Source organism: Paracoccus sp. KKT209, from assembly GCF_055635455.1.
On record NZ_CM145758.1, the window covers coordinates 2,889,666 to 2,903,564 of the forward strand.

The 13,899-nt window shown below is 69.6% G+C and carries 13 protein-coding genes; 5 read left to right on the forward strand and 8 right to left on the reverse strand.

Translation table 11 applies throughout. From position 1 onward, the window contains the following. Nucleotides 1–6 precede the first annotated feature (6 nt). The 4 genes from ACZ2G3_RS14325 to kynU all read right to left on the reverse strand — a co-directional run bounded on the left by ACZ2G3_RS14325 (nucleotide 7) and on the right by kynU (nucleotide 6,485). Nucleotides 7–3,051: an efflux RND transporter permease subunit gene (locus ACZ2G3_RS14325; RefSeq protein WP_470396684.1), complete on the reverse strand. Its 3,045-nt coding sequence runs from the start codon at nucleotides 3,049–3,051 to the stop codon at nucleotides 7–9. Next, the gene (locus ACZ2G3_RS14330; protein WP_470396686.1) at nucleotides 3,048–4,160 is read right to left on the reverse strand and encodes an efflux RND transporter periplasmic adaptor subunit; all 1,113 of its coding nucleotides are present in this window, start codon (nucleotides 4,158–4,160) and stop codon (nucleotides 3,048–3,050) included. The genes ACZ2G3_RS14325 and ACZ2G3_RS14330 overlap by 4 nt, the downstream gene beginning before the upstream one ends. Beyond that, entirely contained in the window at nucleotides 4,157–5,227 is a 1,071-nt protein-coding gene (locus ACZ2G3_RS14335; protein ID WP_470396688.1) for an efflux RND transporter periplasmic adaptor subunit, read from the reverse strand. Before ACZ2G3_RS14335 ends, ACZ2G3_RS14330 begins: the two co-directional genes overlap by 4 nt. 70 nt (nucleotides 5,228–5,297) lie before the next feature. After that, the gene (gene kynU, locus ACZ2G3_RS14340; RefSeq protein WP_470396690.1) at nucleotides 5,298–6,485 is read right to left on the reverse strand and encodes a kynureninase; all 1,188 of its coding nucleotides are present in this window, start codon (nucleotides 6,483–6,485) and stop codon (nucleotides 5,298–5,300) included. A 60-nt stretch (nucleotides 6,486–6,545) separates the two neighbouring features. Here kynU and ACZ2G3_RS14345 point away from each other — a divergent pair, with 60 nt between their 5' ends. Beyond that, nucleotides 6,546–7,346 carry an alpha/beta hydrolase gene (locus tag ACZ2G3_RS14345; RefSeq protein ID WP_470396692.1) on the forward strand — a complete coding sequence of 267 codons (801 nt, stop codon included), beginning with the start codon at nucleotides 6,546–6,548 and terminating at the stop codon, nucleotides 7,344–7,346. On the opposite strand, the gene ACZ2G3_RS14350 is transcribed toward ACZ2G3_RS14345, so the two are convergent. Then, nucleotides 7,328–8,164 (reverse strand): aldo/keto reductase, encoded by an 837-nt coding sequence (locus ACZ2G3_RS14350; RefSeq protein WP_470396694.1) that lies wholly within the window; start codon nucleotides 8,162–8,164, stop codon nucleotides 7,328–7,330. The two genes, ACZ2G3_RS14345 and ACZ2G3_RS14350, sit on opposite strands and share 19 nt — an antisense overlap. A 51-nt stretch (nucleotides 8,165–8,215) precedes the next feature. Continuing rightward, the gene (locus ACZ2G3_RS14355) at nucleotides 8,216–8,686 is read right to left on the reverse strand and encodes a YbaK/EbsC family protein (RefSeq protein ID WP_470396695.1); all 471 of its coding nucleotides are present in this window, start codon (nucleotides 8,684–8,686) and stop codon (nucleotides 8,216–8,218) included. A 90-nt stretch (nucleotides 8,687–8,776) separates the two neighbouring features. On the opposite strand from ACZ2G3_RS14355, the gene ACZ2G3_RS14360 reads away from it, so the two are divergent. The 4 genes from ACZ2G3_RS14360 to bluB all read left to right on the forward strand — a co-directional run bounded on the left by ACZ2G3_RS14360 (nucleotide 8,777) and on the right by bluB (nucleotide 11,970). Beyond that, nucleotides 8,777–9,529, forward strand: coding sequence for a DUF421 domain-containing protein (locus ACZ2G3_RS14360; protein ID WP_470396696.1), 753 nt, complete (start codon nucleotides 8,777–8,779; stop codon nucleotides 9,527–9,529). A gap of 3 nt (nucleotides 9,530–9,532) precedes the next feature. Beyond that, on the forward strand, nucleotides 9,533–9,865 hold the full coding sequence (locus ACZ2G3_RS14365; RefSeq protein WP_470396697.1) for a hypothetical protein: 333 nt from the start codon (nucleotides 9,533–9,535) through the stop codon (nucleotides 9,863–9,865). A gap of 144 nt (nucleotides 9,866–10,009) precedes the next feature. Then, the gene (locus tag ACZ2G3_RS14370; RefSeq protein ID WP_470396698.1) at nucleotides 10,010–11,272 is read left to right on the forward strand and encodes a lytic murein transglycosylase; all 1,263 of its coding nucleotides are present in this window, start codon (nucleotides 10,010–10,012) and stop codon (nucleotides 11,270–11,272) included. Further along, nucleotides 11,269–11,970, forward strand: a complete 702-nt coding sequence (gene bluB, locus ACZ2G3_RS14375; protein WP_470396699.1) for a 5,6-dimethylbenzimidazole synthase — start codon at nucleotides 11,269–11,271, stop codon at nucleotides 11,968–11,970. The genes ACZ2G3_RS14370 and bluB overlap by 4 nt, the downstream gene beginning before the upstream one ends. A gap of 9 nt (nucleotides 11,971–11,979) precedes the next feature. Here bluB and ACZ2G3_RS14380 read toward each other — a convergent pair whose 3' ends face one another. Beyond that, on the reverse strand, nucleotides 11,980–12,471 hold the full coding sequence (locus ACZ2G3_RS14380; RefSeq protein ID WP_470396700.1) for an RNA pyrophosphohydrolase: 492 nt from the start codon (nucleotides 12,469–12,471) through the stop codon (nucleotides 11,980–11,982). 4 nt (nucleotides 12,472–12,475) lie between these two features. Next, nucleotides 12,476–13,894 (reverse strand): S41 family peptidase, encoded by a 1,419-nt coding sequence (locus ACZ2G3_RS14385; protein ID WP_419269257.1) that lies wholly within the window; start codon nucleotides 13,892–13,894, stop codon nucleotides 12,476–12,478. Nucleotides 13,895–13,899: the final 5 nt, after the last annotated feature.

The following is a 13,899-nucleotide window of genomic DNA, read 5'->3' on the forward strand; positions in this document are numbered from 1 at the left end:
TGCCGGTCAGGTCGCGGCCGGCGGGCGGACCCGGAAGACGGCGCAATAGAGCGCGGGCACGAAGACCAGCGTCACCAGCGTCCCGGCAATGATGCCGCCCATCATCGCATAGGCCATCGGCCCCCAGAACACCTGCCGCGAGATCGGGATCAGCGCCAGCGACGCCGCCGCCGCCGTCAGCAGGATCGGGCGGGCGCGGCTGTCCGATGCCTCGAAGACCGCGTCCCACTGGCTGCGCCCCTTGTGCAGCAGTTCCTGGATCTCGTGGACCAGGATGACCGAATTGCGGATCAGGATGCCGATCAGCGCCAGGATCCCCAGGATGGCGACAAAGCCCATCGGCACGCCGAAGGGCACCAGCACCGCCACCACGCCGATCAGGCCCAAGGGGGCGGCCGCGAACACGATCAGCGACAGGCGGAAGCTTTGCATCTGCGCCATGACCAGCAGGGCCATGATCAGCAGCATGACCGGCACCACGGCGGCAATGGGCGCCTGGCTGTCGGCCGAGCTTTCGACCGTGCCGCCGACCTCGATGCGGACCGAAGGAGGCAGGCTGGCCTGGAACTCGGCGATCTGCCCGGCAAGCGCCGTGACCAGCGTCGCCGGCTGGTCGGCCGTGGCGATGGCGGCCTTTACCGTCACCGTCGGCAGCCCGTTTCGCTGCATGATCAGCGGCTGTTCCGTTCCGTAATCGAGCGACACCAGGGCCGAGAGCGGCACGGCACGCCTGTCGGCCAGGTTCAGCTGCAGATTGCGGATCGTGTCCAGCGACTGACGGTCGGTGGCCTGGCCGCGCGCCACCACGTCGATCAGGAAAATGTCGTCGCGCAGCTGCGTGACGCCCACGCCGCTGAACAGCGACGACAGGACATTGGCGATGTCGGCGCTGGTCACGCCCAACTGGCGCGCCTGGTCCTGGTCGACGATCAGGCGGACCATGCGCGCGGGCTCGTTCCAGTCCAGCGCGATGTCGCGCAGGCGGGGCTCGGTGGCCATGACGGTCGCCAAACCGCGCGCGGCATCGCGGGCCGCATCCGCATCGGGCGCGCTGACCCGGTACTGGACGGGCTTGCCCACCGGGGGGCCGATCTCGAGGTTCTTGACATAGATGTCCACGCCCGGAAATTCCTCGACCGCCAGCCGGTTCAGCTGCGCCTTGACCCGGTCGCGGGCCGCAAGGTCGGGGGTCTGGATCACGATCTGGCCCATATGCGGACCCGCCGTGGGCACGTCCATCGACAGCACAAAGCGTGGCGCCCCCCGCCCGACATAGGAGGTCCAGAACAGCACGTCGTCATTGCCCGCCAGCACCGATTCAAGCCGGTCCATGTCGGCGCGGGTGCGCATGATGGAGGCGTTCTGGCGTTCTGTGACATCGACCAGAACCTCGGTCCGGTCCGATGTCGGGAAGAACTGCTGCTCGACAAAGCGCATGCCCCAGACCGAGGTGGCAAAGATCGCCAGCGTCACCGCGATGGTGAGCCATTTGAAGCGCATGGCGACGCGCAGCAGGCCGTGAAAGCCGCGCCGCAGCCGCCCCGGCCCCGCCGCGTGGTGCTTCATCCTGGCAGGCAGGAAGGTCACGCCCAGAAGCGGCGCAAAGAGCACGGCGACGATCCACGAGATCACCAGCGACACCGCGATCACCACGAACAGCGAGAAGGTGAATTCCCCCGCGGCCGAACTGTTCAGCCCGATGGGGATGAAGCCCGCGACGGTGACCAGGGTCCCGGTCAGCATCGGGAAGGCGATCGAGGTCCAGGCATAGCTGGCCGCGTCGGTCAGCGATTCGCCGATCTCGAGGCGCGAGATCATCGTCTCGATGGCGATCATCGCGTCGTCGACCAGCAGCCCAAGCGCGATGATCAGCGCACCGAGCGAGATGCGCTGCAGCGTGATGCCGTAAAGGTCCAGGATCACGAAGGTGATCGCCAGGCACAGCGGGATCGTCAGCGTCACCACCAGCCCGGCGCGCAGCCCCAGGCTGATGAAGCTGACCACCAGCACGATGGCCACGGCCTCGGCCAGGGCCTTGACGAAATGGCCCACCGCATCCTCGACCACATGGGGCTGGTCGGCGAACTTGGCCATCTCGATGCCGATGGGCAGGTCGGCGGCGATGCCCGTCATCAGCGCGTCCAGATCCTCACCGAACTCAAGGATATTGCCGCCCTTGCGCATCCCGACCTGCAGGCCGATCGCGGGCTGGCCGTTGTAGCGGAACAGAGAGCTGGGCGGGTCCTTGTAGCCGCGCGTCACGCTGGCCACGTCGCCCAGGTTGAAGAACCGCTCGCCCACCCGCAGGTTGACGGCCTCGATGGCGCTGGCGTCGTCGAACTGCCCGCCCACCCGGACCAGAACCCGCTCGGGTCCGGCCTCGATCACGCCCGAAGGGGCGATGGCGTTCTGCTGGGCCAGCGTGCCCAGGACCTGCGCCTGGTTCAGGCCAAGGGCCGCCAGCCGCGCGGCCGAGAACTCCAGAAAGATCTCCTCCTCCTGCGCGCCCAGCAGCTCGGTCTTGCCGGCGGCGTCCAGGGCCGCGACCTGCACCCGGACCGCCTCCACCCGGTCGCGCAGCTCGCGCGGGGTAAAGCCGTCGGCGGTGAAGGCATAGATGTTGCCATAAACGTCGCCGAAATTGTCGTTGAACTGGAAGCCCGCGAATTCCTGCGGGAATTCGGGGCGGATGTCGCCCATCATCTGGCGCACGCGCTTCCAGATCTCGGGAACGGCGGGGCCGCGCGTGGTGGGCTCCAGCTCCACATAGACGACAGCCTGGCCGGGCATGGTGACCGACTTGGTGAAGTCCAGCTCGTCCAGTTCCTCCAGCTTGGTCTCGATACGGTTGGTGACCTGCTTCAGCGTCTCGTCGATGGTGGCGCCCGGCAGGGCCGCGCCGATGATCATCGTCTTGATGGTGAAGTCCGGGTCCTCCTCGCGGCCCAGGTTCTGATAGCTGATCGTGCCCGCGATCATTGAGATGATCAGCAGGAACCACACAAAGCTGCGATGCCGCAGCGCCCAGTCGGACAGGTTGAATCGCGTCAAGGTTCCAGCCTCCGGCCGACGGCCTGGCCCTCGGCCAGGGATTGCACTCCGCGGATGACGATCTCGTCGCCCGCCTCCAGCCCCTCGGTGATCGCGACCCGGCCCCGGAAGGGGGCCGCGGCCGTGACCGGCACGCGCTCGACTTGGGCGCGGTCGTCTTGACGACGCACTCGCCAGACCGTGCTGCCCCGGTCGTCGGTCATCAGCGCCTCGACCGGCAGCGACAGCGATGGCGCCTCGGCCGTGCCGAACCGCGCCCGCACCAGCGCGCCCAGCCGGAAGGGCGCGTCGGGCGGCAGGGTCAGGTACAGCCGCCGCGTCCGGGTCGCGCTGTCGGCGATCGGATCGATCCGGTCCAGGACCGAGGTCACCTCGGCGCCCGGATCGTTGCGGTGCCAGACGCTGAAGGATGCTCCCGGCGCCATCCCGACCAGGGCCTGTTCCGGCAGGTCGATCACCACCTCGCGGGCATCCTCGGCCGACAGCTGCAGCACCGGCGCGCCCACGCCCACCACCGCGCCCGGCGCCTCGTAAACGGCACTGATCACCCCGTCGAAGGGGGCGATCATGCGGGCAAAGCCTTCGGCATCCTCGGCCTGCAGCAGCTGCGAACGCGCCTGCTCGACCGCCGCATCGGCCGAGATCGCGGCCTGCTGCGCCTGTTCCAGCTGCGCGCTGGAGGCCACGTTGCGCTCCGCCAAGGCCTCGGTCCGCTCCAGCGTGGCGCGGGCGGTCCGCTGCTGCACCTCGGCCGCATCCAGGGCGGCGCGGGCGGCGCGGGTCGTGGCCGCCAGGTCGTCGGTCGACAGCTGCGCCAGCACCTCGCCCTTGGTGACCTGGTCGCCCAGGTCGACGGGACGCGCGATCATCCGCCCAAGCGCCTGAAAGCCCAGCTGCACCTGCGTACGCGACGAGACCACGCCGGGGATCCAGCGCGCATCGGCGCCGCGATCCTCGACGATGATGCTGACGACCGGACGGGGCGGGCCTTGGGTTTCCTCGGCATGCAGGCCGAGTTTCAGCCATTCGGGCAGGGACAGGGCGGCGGCGGGGACGCCCACCAGCATCAGCGGCACCAGCAGGGTGATCAGGAGAACGACGACCTTCATGGCGCGCCCTCCTCGGCGGCCTGCACCCTGCGGCCCGGATAAAGCAGTTGAGAGCCGTCGCCCACCACGCGCTGCCCGTCGGCCAACCCTTCGGAGACATAAATCGTCCCGTCGCCGAAATAACCGATGGTGATGGTGGTCAGCGCCACGCTGCCGTCATCGGCCACCGTCCAGACCGCCGCGCCGTCGCCCTGGCGCATCAGCGCGGTCCAGGGCACCACGACGCCCTGGTCCACGGCCAGCTTCAGGTGACCCCGGACCGAGGCGCCCAGCAGCGCGGTTTCGTCCTCCAGCCGCTCGATCTGGGCGCGCACGGTGACGGTGCCGGTGGCGGGATCGACCAGCGGCGCCACCTCGGTCACGGTGCCGGTCATTTCGGGGCGGATGACATCCAGCGTCTCCAGCGTCACCTCCCGGCCCGGCAGATCGCGCAGCAGCGGATCGTCGGCCGCCTGAAAGACCGCCTCCAGCCCGCTCAGCGTGGCCAGCGACAGGACTGGCTGCGCCGCCGCCACGACCTGCCCGGGCGCCAGCGACTTGGCGGTGACCACGGCATCCTCGGGCGCGCGCAGCACGGTATCCTCGACGGCGCGCCGGGCCTGGTCGACCGCGGTCTCGGCCCGCTCCAGCGCGCCCTGCGCCTGCGACAGCGCCTGTTCGGCCTGATCGGCCGCCGCGCGCGTGCCCACGCCCCGCGCCAGCAGGGCGGCGGCGCGTTCGCCGGCCTGACGGGCCTGTTCCTCGGCCGCGCGGGCGGCCTGCAGGCCCGCCTGCGCCACGTTCAGCGCCTGATCCTGCTGGACCGCGCTCAGCCGCGCCAGGGACTGGCCGGCGGCAACGCGGTCGCCCTCCTCCACCAGGACCTCGGTCACCCGCCCGCCCTGCCGAAAGCCCAGTTCCAGCCCGTCCAGGGCCTCGATCGATCCCGAAAGCTGCAGGTCCAGCGCCAGGGGCCGCATCTCGGCCCGGACGATCCTCACGCGGATGTCCGGGGCCGCCCCCTGCTGCGCCAGGGCCGCGCCCGACACTCCACATGACAAAAGCGCGACGCTGAACAACCTGAACATGAACACAGCCCTACAACGCGGAATGCGTCATCTGTCTGCCGTTTCGACCGGTTTGAAAAGCCCCGTTCCCTCAGGTCACCGCGGCTTTCTGGTGAAAAACCTCATCATCCCAGTTGCCGTCGCGCAGCACGCGGGCCAGCACGTCGACCGCCCGCGCCACGTCGTCCAGATCATTGTAAAGCGGCGCAAAGCCGAATCGCAGGATGTCGGGCGCGCGGAAATCGCCGATCACCCCGGCCGCGATCAGCGCCTGCATCACCGCATAGCCCTGGGGGTGGCGAAAGCCCACCTGCGACCCGCGACGCGCGGGATCGCGCGGCGATGCCAGCTCCAGCTCCGGGCAACTCACCTCCACGCCCGTGATGAAGGCCTCGGTCAGCTCGACCGACCGCGCCCTGAGGTCGGCCATCGACACCCCGTCCCAGACATCCAGCGCGGCGTCCAGCGCGGCCAGCGCGATGACCGGGGGCGTGCCCACCCGCATCCGCTCGATCCCCGGCGCGGGGCGGTAGTCCTGGTCAAAGGCGAAGGGCGTGGCATGGCCCATCCAGCCCTGCAGGATCGGCTCGGCGGCCTCGGCATGGCGGGGATGGGTCCAGATAAAGGCCGGCGCGCCGGGGCCGCCGTTCAGGTACTTGTAGGTGCAGCCGACCGCGAAATCGGCATCGGCCCCCTGCAGGTCCACGTCCACCGCGCCCGCCGAATGCGCCAGGTCCCAGATCGCCAGCGCCCCTGCCGCATGGGCACGCGCCGTCAGGGCGGCCATGTCGTGCCGGCGGCCGCTGCGATAATCCACCTCGGTCAGCATCAGGACGGCCAGGCTGTCGTCGATGGCCGCCTCGACCTCCTCGGGGGCCACCACCCGCAGCGTCGCACCCATCGCCCGCGCCAGCCCCTGCGCCACGTACAGATCCGAAGGAAAGTTGCCGCTGTCGGACAGGATCACCCGCCGGTCGGGGCGCAGCGCCAGCGCGGCGCTCAGCGCCTGAAAGACCTTGATCGACAGCGTGTCGCCCATCACGACCTCGCCCGCGCCCGCGCCGATCAGCCGCGCGATCCGGTCGCCGACCTTGCGGGGCTGGACATACCAGCCGGCCTTGTTCCAGCCGGTGATCAGCATCTGCGACCATTCGTCGGCCATCATCCGGGCCACGCGCCCGGTCGCGCTGGCGGGCATCGGCCCCAGGGAATTCCCGTCCAGGTAGGTGATGCCCTGGGGCAGGTCGAACGCGGCGCGGGTCTTGGTGAAATCGGTCATCTGGGGCTCCCTCTTGACGGCAGGCTAGCAGCCGGGTCTGCTGCCCGAAAGAGGGACAAGATGCTCTACCAGATCACCGATTGGGACGACGCCTATGCCAACGGCGCCCATATCCCCGGCGCCGAGGCCTATGTGCCCCGCTGGACCGCGGCCGCGGCCGCCTTTCGCGCGGCGCATCCGCCGCAGCCCTTGGGGCGCGGCCACCTGTTCCTGCCAAAGGACCAGCCGCGCGGGCTGATGGTCTTCATCCATGGCGGCTACTGGATGCGCTTCGACCCGACCCTCTGGTCGCATCTGGCGCAAGGCGCGCTGGCGGCGGGCTGGGCCTGCGCTATGCCCGGCTATCCCCTGGCACCCGAGGCGCGGATCGCCCAGATGACGCGCATCGTCGCGGACCAGCTGGCCCAGGCCGCCGCGCAGGTCGCGGGACCGATCGCGGTGACCGGCCATTCGGCGGGCGGTCACCTGGCCGCGCGGATGATCTGCCCCGGCGTCCTGCCCGACGACCTGGCCGCGCGCGTGACGGCCTGCGTCCCGATCTCTCCGCTGACGGACCTGCGCCCGCTGCTGCGCACCGCCCTGAACGACACGCTGCACCTGGACGAGGCCGAGGCCTGGGCCGAAAGCCCCGCCCTGCTGACCCCCCGCCCCGGCATCCCCGTCACCACCTGGGTCGGCGGGATGGAGCGGCCGGAATTCATCCGCCAGGCGCGGCTCCTGGCCGATATCTGGGCGGGCGTCGGGGCCGCGACGGACTGCGTCATCGACCCCGGCCTGCACCATTTCAACGTGATCGAGGCGCTGTCACGCCCCGACAGCCCGCTGATGCGGCGCCTGCTGGATCACAGCGGCTCGCGATAATCGAAGGTTTCCGGATCGGGACCGGTCCGGTGGTTCCGGTCCAGCCCGTCCAGCGCCGCCATGTCCTGCTGGGTCAGCTCGAAATCCAGCACCTCGAAGTTCTGCGCCAGCCGGTCGGGGTTTTCCGACTTCGGAATGACCGACAGCCCGTGCTGGATGTGCCAGCGCAGGATCACCTGCGCCGGGCTGCGGCCAAGACGTTCCGCCACGGCCACCACTTCGGGGGCCTTGAAGCTGTCGCCGCGTCCCAGGGGCGTCCAGCTCTGCGTGACGATCCCCAGGCGCCGGTTCACCTCGCGCATCTCCACCTGCGGCAGCGAGGGATGCAGCTCGATCTGGTTCAGCGCGGGCGTCACGCCGGTCTCGTCGATCAGCCGGGTCAGATGCGCCTCGTGGAAATTGGCCACGCCGATGGACCGCACCCGCCCCTCGTCGCGCAGCCGGACCAGCGCCTTCCAGCTGTCCACATAGGCGTCCAGCGCCGGCAGCGGCCAATGGATCAGGTACAGGTCCAGGTACTCCAGCCCCGTCCGCTCCATCGTCGCGTCAAAGGCCCGCAGCGCCGCGTCATGGCCCTGAGCGTCGTTCCACAGCTTCGAGGTGACAAAGACCTCGTCGCGCGGCACGTCCGCATCGCGCAGGCCCTGCCCCAGGCCGCGCTCGTTCTTGTAGGCGGCGGCGCCGTCGATCAGGCGATAGCCGATCTTCAGGGCCTGCGACACGACCTCGGGGGTCTTCGCATCGTCAATCTGCCAGATGCCGGTGCCCAGCTGGGGCATCCGGTGGCCGTCGTTCAGGGTCATCATGGGTTGGGTCATCGCGGCGCCTCCTTGTCCTTGCGCCGCTCAACGCAACCGCCGCCTGTCGGTTCAGGCGACGAAATCACCCGGCGCGGCGCCGGTCAGCACCAGCAGCCGGTCGGGGGCGATGGCAAAGATGTGGCGCGGCGTCCCGGCCGCCGCCCAGACCTGCGCGAAATCCCCCAGGCGCGGGTCGAAGAAGGCGCGCGGCGGGCGCAGGTGACCCACCGGCGCGACCCCGCCGATGGCAAAGCCCGTCTCGGCCCGGACCAGCGCGGCATCGGCCTTGCCCAGGGTCTCGCCCGCCAGCGCCGCGGCCTTGGCGGCATCGACCATGTTGCCGCCCGCGGTCAGGAACAGCAGCACATGGCCGCTCTCTTCTCCGCGAAAGATGATCGACTTGGCGATCTGGTCCAGCAGGCATCCCGCCGCCCGCGCGGCCTCGGCGGCGGTCCGCGTGCTGTCCGGCATCTCCAGCACGGGGGCGGCCTCTCCCGCCGCCGCCAGCGCCGCCCTGACCCGCGCCAGGCTCTTGCTCATGCCGTCCCTCCTCCGTCGCAGGAACCCGCCCCCACGGCCGCCGGTTGACATGCGCCCGCCACCCGGCCGGCGCATCCAGCAGGACAGCCCATGGACCAGACCGTCATCCCCTTCGACCTCTATCGCATGTTCGTGGGCGAGCAACCCCTTGCCTTCTACGGAGAGATCCTGGCGCGCACGCTGATCATCTATGCCTATACGCTGCTGATGATCCGCTGGATCGGCGGGCGCAGCGTGGCGCAGCTGTCCATGGTGGAATTCGCGCTGGTCATCGCCCTCGGCTCGGCCGTGGGCGACGCGATGTTCTACCCCGAGGTGCCATTGCTGGCCGCCATGACCGTGATCACGGTCGTCGTCCTCATCAACAAGCTGCTGGACCAGCTGATCGTGCGCTCGGACCGGATCAAGGACCTGATCGACGGCCGGCCCATCGCGCTGGTGCTCGAGGGGCGGATCCTGCCCGCCGCGGTGGCCCGCCGCGACTTGGGCTTGGCCGAGATCAAGGCGATGCTGCGCCTGGCCGGCATCTCGAACCTGGGCGAATTGCATGCCGCCTATCTGGAGGCGGGGGGCGGCCTGTCCGTCTTTCGGCGCCCCGCGCCCCGCCCCGGCCTGTCCCTCCTGCCGCCCGAACACCTGCTGAACGGCGGGCCGCCCCCCGACAAGGCGCTTGCGAAGGACGGCCAGACATGTTGTGCCCTCTGCGGAACGCTGTCCGGCGCGCCGATCATCGACACCCGCACCCCCTGCCCCAATTGCGGCGGCAAGCATTGGCAGGCTCCCGAATGGCCCCTGGGGCACGGGGACCAGCCGCCCACAAAGGGCATCAAGCCGAAGGATTGAACCATGAAGGTCTATACCCTGGTCGTGGAATTGGGACGCAAGGCGGGCGACGGCCTGCCCAAGGGCGCCACGGGCGCCGGTCTTGTCTGCTATGCCGCCGGCAAGGACGAGGGAGAGGCCGTGCGCGAAACCGTGGCCATCCTGAAACAGGCCGACATGGCGCCCCTCGATGTCACCGGCTACGGCACCCTGGAGGAGCGCCTGGCCGAGGGCCACGAAATCGACGATGACGAACGCGCTCTGATGGACCGCGCCCTGGCCGAAAACGCCGTCATCATCGCGCAGATGACCCCCTGGTTCGGGGACGAGGCCGACCCGGACGCCATGATCCACTGACCCGGGCCGCAACAATGCGTCCAAGGCGCGTCCCTGCCTTGGCGGATGTTGCAGCGCAGGCGCCCCGCGGCCTACCCAAGCCCGGATCCTTCGTCTAGACTGATCACAATCAAGAAACCACGAGCAGTCGAGAACAGGATCCAGATGAGCTTTCCCCGCATTTTCATGTCCACCGCGCTGATCGGCGCGCTTGCCTCCTGCGGCACGCCGATGTCGCGCATGCCCGTTTCGGGACCTGCCGCACCGCAAACCTCGGTCACGCCGGCTCCGATCCCGGCGGCCGCGCCGGGGGACGAGGCGGGACTGCAACAGTTTGTGCAGAACTTCCGCAGCCGCGCCCTTTCCTCGGGCGTCTCGGCCTCGACCTATGACCGCGCCATGCGCCTTGCCCGCTACAACCCCGAGGTGATCCGGCTGGACCGCCGCCAGGCCGAATTCTCGCGCCCGGTCTGGCTCTATCTGGACAGCGCGGTATCCGACAACCGCATCACCACCGGACGCCAGAAGCTGGCGCAGCTGAACCCCGTCCTGGCCCGGATCGAGGCGCAATACGGCGTCCCGCGCGAGATCGTTCTGGCCGTCTGGGGGATGGAATCGAACTACGGCGCCAACCGCGGCAAGATGCAGATCATCCCGTCCCTCGCGACGCTGGCCTACGACGGCCGCCGCGGCGAGATGTTCCAGAACCAGCTCCTGGCCGCGCTGCGCATCCTGCAGGCGGGCGACACCGACGCCGAACACATGCTGGGCAGCTGGGCGGGTGCGATGGGCCACACCCAGTTCATGCCGACCTCCTACCTGGAATATGCCGTGGACTTCACCGGCGACGGTCGCCGCGACATCTGGTCGGAGGACCCGACCGACGCGCTGGCCTCGACCGCGGCCTATCTGGCCCGCAACGGCTGGCAGCGCGGCCAGGCCTGGGGTGCCGAGGTGCAGCTTCCCGCGAACTTCAACATGGGCCTGATCGGCAAGGGCAACCGCCGGTCCGACTGGTCGGCGATGGGCGTGCGCCGCATGGGCGGGGGCGCGATGCCCCAGGGCAACGGCTCGATCATCATGCCGGCGGGAGCGCGCGGCCCGGCCTTCTTCATCGGCGACAACTTCCGCTCGATCCTGCGCTACAACAACTCGGACAACTACGCCCTGGGCGTGGCCTTCCTGGGCGAACGCCTCGCCGGCCGTCCCGGCATCCAGGGCAGCTGGCCGCGCAACGACCGCGCCCTTTCCAGCGCCGAGCGCGAAGAGATCCAGCGCCGCCTGGCGCAGCGCGGCTTCTACCAGGGGGAGATCGACGGCCTCTTCGGCTCGGCCACGATGGAATCGGTCTCGGCCTTCCAGCGCTCGATCGGCGTGACGCCCGACGGCTATCCGACCTCGATCCTGCTGGACCAGCTGCGCCGTTGAAGGGTCCGCGCGACATCCAGGACACGAACGGCCCCGCCCCGGCGGGACCGTTCACCGCCTCGGAACGCGACGCCGTCTATCGCGCCATCCGGCTGCGGCGCGACGTGCGCGGCCAGTTCCGCCCCGACCCGATCGACCCGGCCCAGCTGCGCCGCCTGCTGCAGGCCGCGCATGACGCACCCTCGGTCGGGCTGTCGCAGCCCTGGAACTTCATCCTGATCCGCGACCCGGGCGTGCGCCGCCGCCTGCACGGCGCCTTCCAGGCCGCCAATGCCGAGGCGGCCGAGCTTTTCCCCGGCCGCAAGGCGCTCTACTCCGCGCTCAAGCTGGAAGGCATCCTGGAATCGCCGGTCAACCTCTGCATCACCTGCGACCGCACGCGGGGCGGCGCGCATGTGCTGGGCCGCACCCATGACGCGGCGACCGACCTCTATTCCACCGTCTGCGCGGTGCAGAACCTGTGGCTGGCCGCCCGGGCCGAAGGGATCGGGGTCGGCTGGGTCAGCATCTTCCGCCAGGACGACCTGCGCCGGCTGCTGCACCTGCCCGACCATGTCGTACCGGTCGCCTATCTCTGCCTCGGCCATGTCACCGAGCTTTATGAAGAACCCGAGTTGATGGCCCGGGGCTGGGCCGACCGGCTGCCGCTGGACGACCTGATCTTTGAGGATGCCTGGGACCGGCCCGGCACCGCCTGAGGCACGGGCTCAGCCGCGCGGCAGATGCCCGCGGAACGCCTTCAGCACCTCGGCATAGACCTGGCGCTTGAAGGGCACGATGTTCTCCAGCAGCGCGTCGGCGGGCATCCACTGCCAGCGGTCGAACTCGGGATGCTCGGTCCCGATGCGGATGTCGCCATCTTCGCCCAGAAAGCGCAGCAGCAGCCATTTCTGCCGCTGCCCGCCAAAACGCCCCTTCCAGACCTTGCCCAGCAGCTCGGGCGGCAGGTCGTAATAGACCCAGCCCGGCGTTTCCGCCACGACCTCGACCAGCTCGGTCGGCACGCCCGTCTCCTCGACCAGCTCGCGCAGCGCGGCCTCGCGCGGGGACTCGTCCCCGTCGATGCCGCCCTGCGGCATCTGCCAGGCGCCGGGCATGTCGATGCGCTGGCCGGCAAAGACCAGCCCCTCGCGGTTCATCAGCACGACCCCCGCGCAGGGACGATAGGGCAGGCCACCCGGTCCCAGACGTTCGCTCATGTTCTCAGCCCTTGTCCGCCGCGTCGTCCAGGCCCTCGCCCGACCCCTCACCGGTGACCGCAGGCGTCACCGCGGCAGGCACCTGCTCGGCGCGGAAGTTCACCGCCGCCAGGCCCTTCAGGATATCCACCGCATAGGCCAGCTGGTAATCCTCCTCGCGCAGCGCAGCGGTGGCCTCGACCTCGGCGGCCTCGGTCTCCATCTGCTGGCGGTCCTCGTCGCTGACATCATTGCCAAGCGCGCCGCGCAGATCGGCTTCTGAACGGCTGAAGCTGCTGTTGCTCCGGGCCTCGTCCTCCTCCTCGGTCGGGGCGGGACGGGGCTGGGCCACCAGGATGTCCGGCTGGACGCCCAGCGCCTGGATCGACCGCCCCGAAGGCGTGTAATAGCGGGCCGTCGTCAGCCGGATCGCGCTCTCCGAAGTGACCGGCATGACCGTCTGGACCGAGCCCTTACCAAAGGATTTCTCGCCCACGACGATGGCGCGCCGGTGATCCTGCAGGGCACCCGCGACGATCTCAGAGGCGCTGGCCGAACCGCCGTTGATCAGCACGACCATCGGCTTGCCCTGCGCCAGGTCGCCCATCTCGGCGTTCCAGCGCTCGCTTTCCTCGGGGTTGCGGCCCCGCGTGCTGACGATCTCTCCGGCATCCAGGAAGGCGTCCGACACGCTGATCGCCTGGTTCAGCAGCCCGCCCGGGTTGTTGCGCAGGTCCAGCACGAAACCGGTCACGCGCTCGATGCCGCCGGCCTCCGCCACCGCCTTGTCCAGCTCGGCCTTCAGCGTGTCATAGGTCTCGTCGTTGAAGGTCGACACGCGCAGAACGACCGCATGGCCCTCGACGCGGCTGCGCACGACGGTCAGCTTGATCGTGTCGCGCGCCATGGTCAGGTCAAAGGGCTCGGTCTCGCCCTCGCGCAGGATGGTGATGGTGATCTCGGACCCCACGGGGCCGCGCATCATGTCCACCGCCTGGTCCAGCGTCAGGCCCAGCAGCGATTCGCCGTTCACATGGGTGATGAAGTCGCCCGTCTGGACGCCCGCCTCGGCCGCCGGCGTGCCGTCGATGGGCGAGACGACCTTGACCATGCCCTCTTCCTGGCTGACCTCGATCCCCAGGCCGCCAAAGCTGCCACGGGTCTGGGTCTGCATGTCGGCATAGGCATCCGAGGACAGAAAGCTGGAATGCGGGTCCAGCGAGGTCAGCATGCCGTTGATCGCGGCCTCGATCAGCTCCTTGTCGTCGGGCGCCTCGACATAGTCGCTGCGGATGCGCTCGAAGACGTTCCCGAACAGTTCCAGCTGCTGATAGATCGAGGCGTTGCGCCCGGTCTCCTGCGCGACCAGCGGCCCGGCCAGCTGGGTGGTGACCAGCGCACCGGCCACAATGCCCCCCAGTCCTGCGATCAGATAATGTCTCATGACGG

Coding starts and splice junctions, on each gene's coding strand:
- ACZ2G3_RS14330 (WP_470396686.1), bottom strand. CDS start 4,160: ATGAAGGTCGTCGTTCTCCTGATCACCCTGCTGGTGCCGCTGATGCTG.
- ACZ2G3_RS14335 (WP_470396688.1), bottom strand. CDS start 5,227: ATGTTCAGGTTGTTCAGCGTCGCGCTTTTGTCATGTGGAGTGTCGGGC.
- kynU (WP_470396690.1), bottom strand. CDS start 6,485: ATGACCGATTTCACCAAGACCCGCGCCGCGTTCGACCTGCCCCAGGGC.
- ACZ2G3_RS14345 (WP_470396692.1), top strand. CDS start 6,546: ATGCTCTACCAGATCACCGATTGGGACGACGCCTATGCCAACGGCGCC.
- ACZ2G3_RS14350 (WP_470396694.1), bottom strand. CDS start 8,164: ATGACCCAACCCATGATGACCCTGAACGACGGCCACCGGATGCCCCAG.
- ACZ2G3_RS14355 (WP_470396695.1), bottom strand. CDS start 8,686: ATGAGCAAGAGCCTGGCGCGGGTCAGGGCGGCGCTGGCGGCGGCGGGA.
- ACZ2G3_RS14360 (WP_470396696.1), top strand. CDS start 8,777: ATGGACCAGACCGTCATCCCCTTCGACCTCTATCGCATGTTCGTGGGC.
- ACZ2G3_RS14365 (WP_470396697.1), top strand. CDS start 9,533: ATGAAGGTCTATACCCTGGTCGTGGAATTGGGACGCAAGGCGGGCGAC.
- ACZ2G3_RS14370 (WP_470396698.1), top strand. CDS start 10,010: ATGAGCTTTCCCCGCATTTTCATGTCCACCGCGCTGATCGGCGCGCTT.
- ACZ2G3_RS14380 (WP_470396700.1), bottom strand. CDS start 12,471: ATGAGCGAACGTCTGGGACCGGGTGGCCTGCCCTATCGTCCCTGCGCG.
- ACZ2G3_RS14385 (WP_419269257.1), bottom strand. CDS start 13,894: ATGAGACATTATCTGATCGCAGGACTGGGGGGCATTGTGGCCGGTGCG.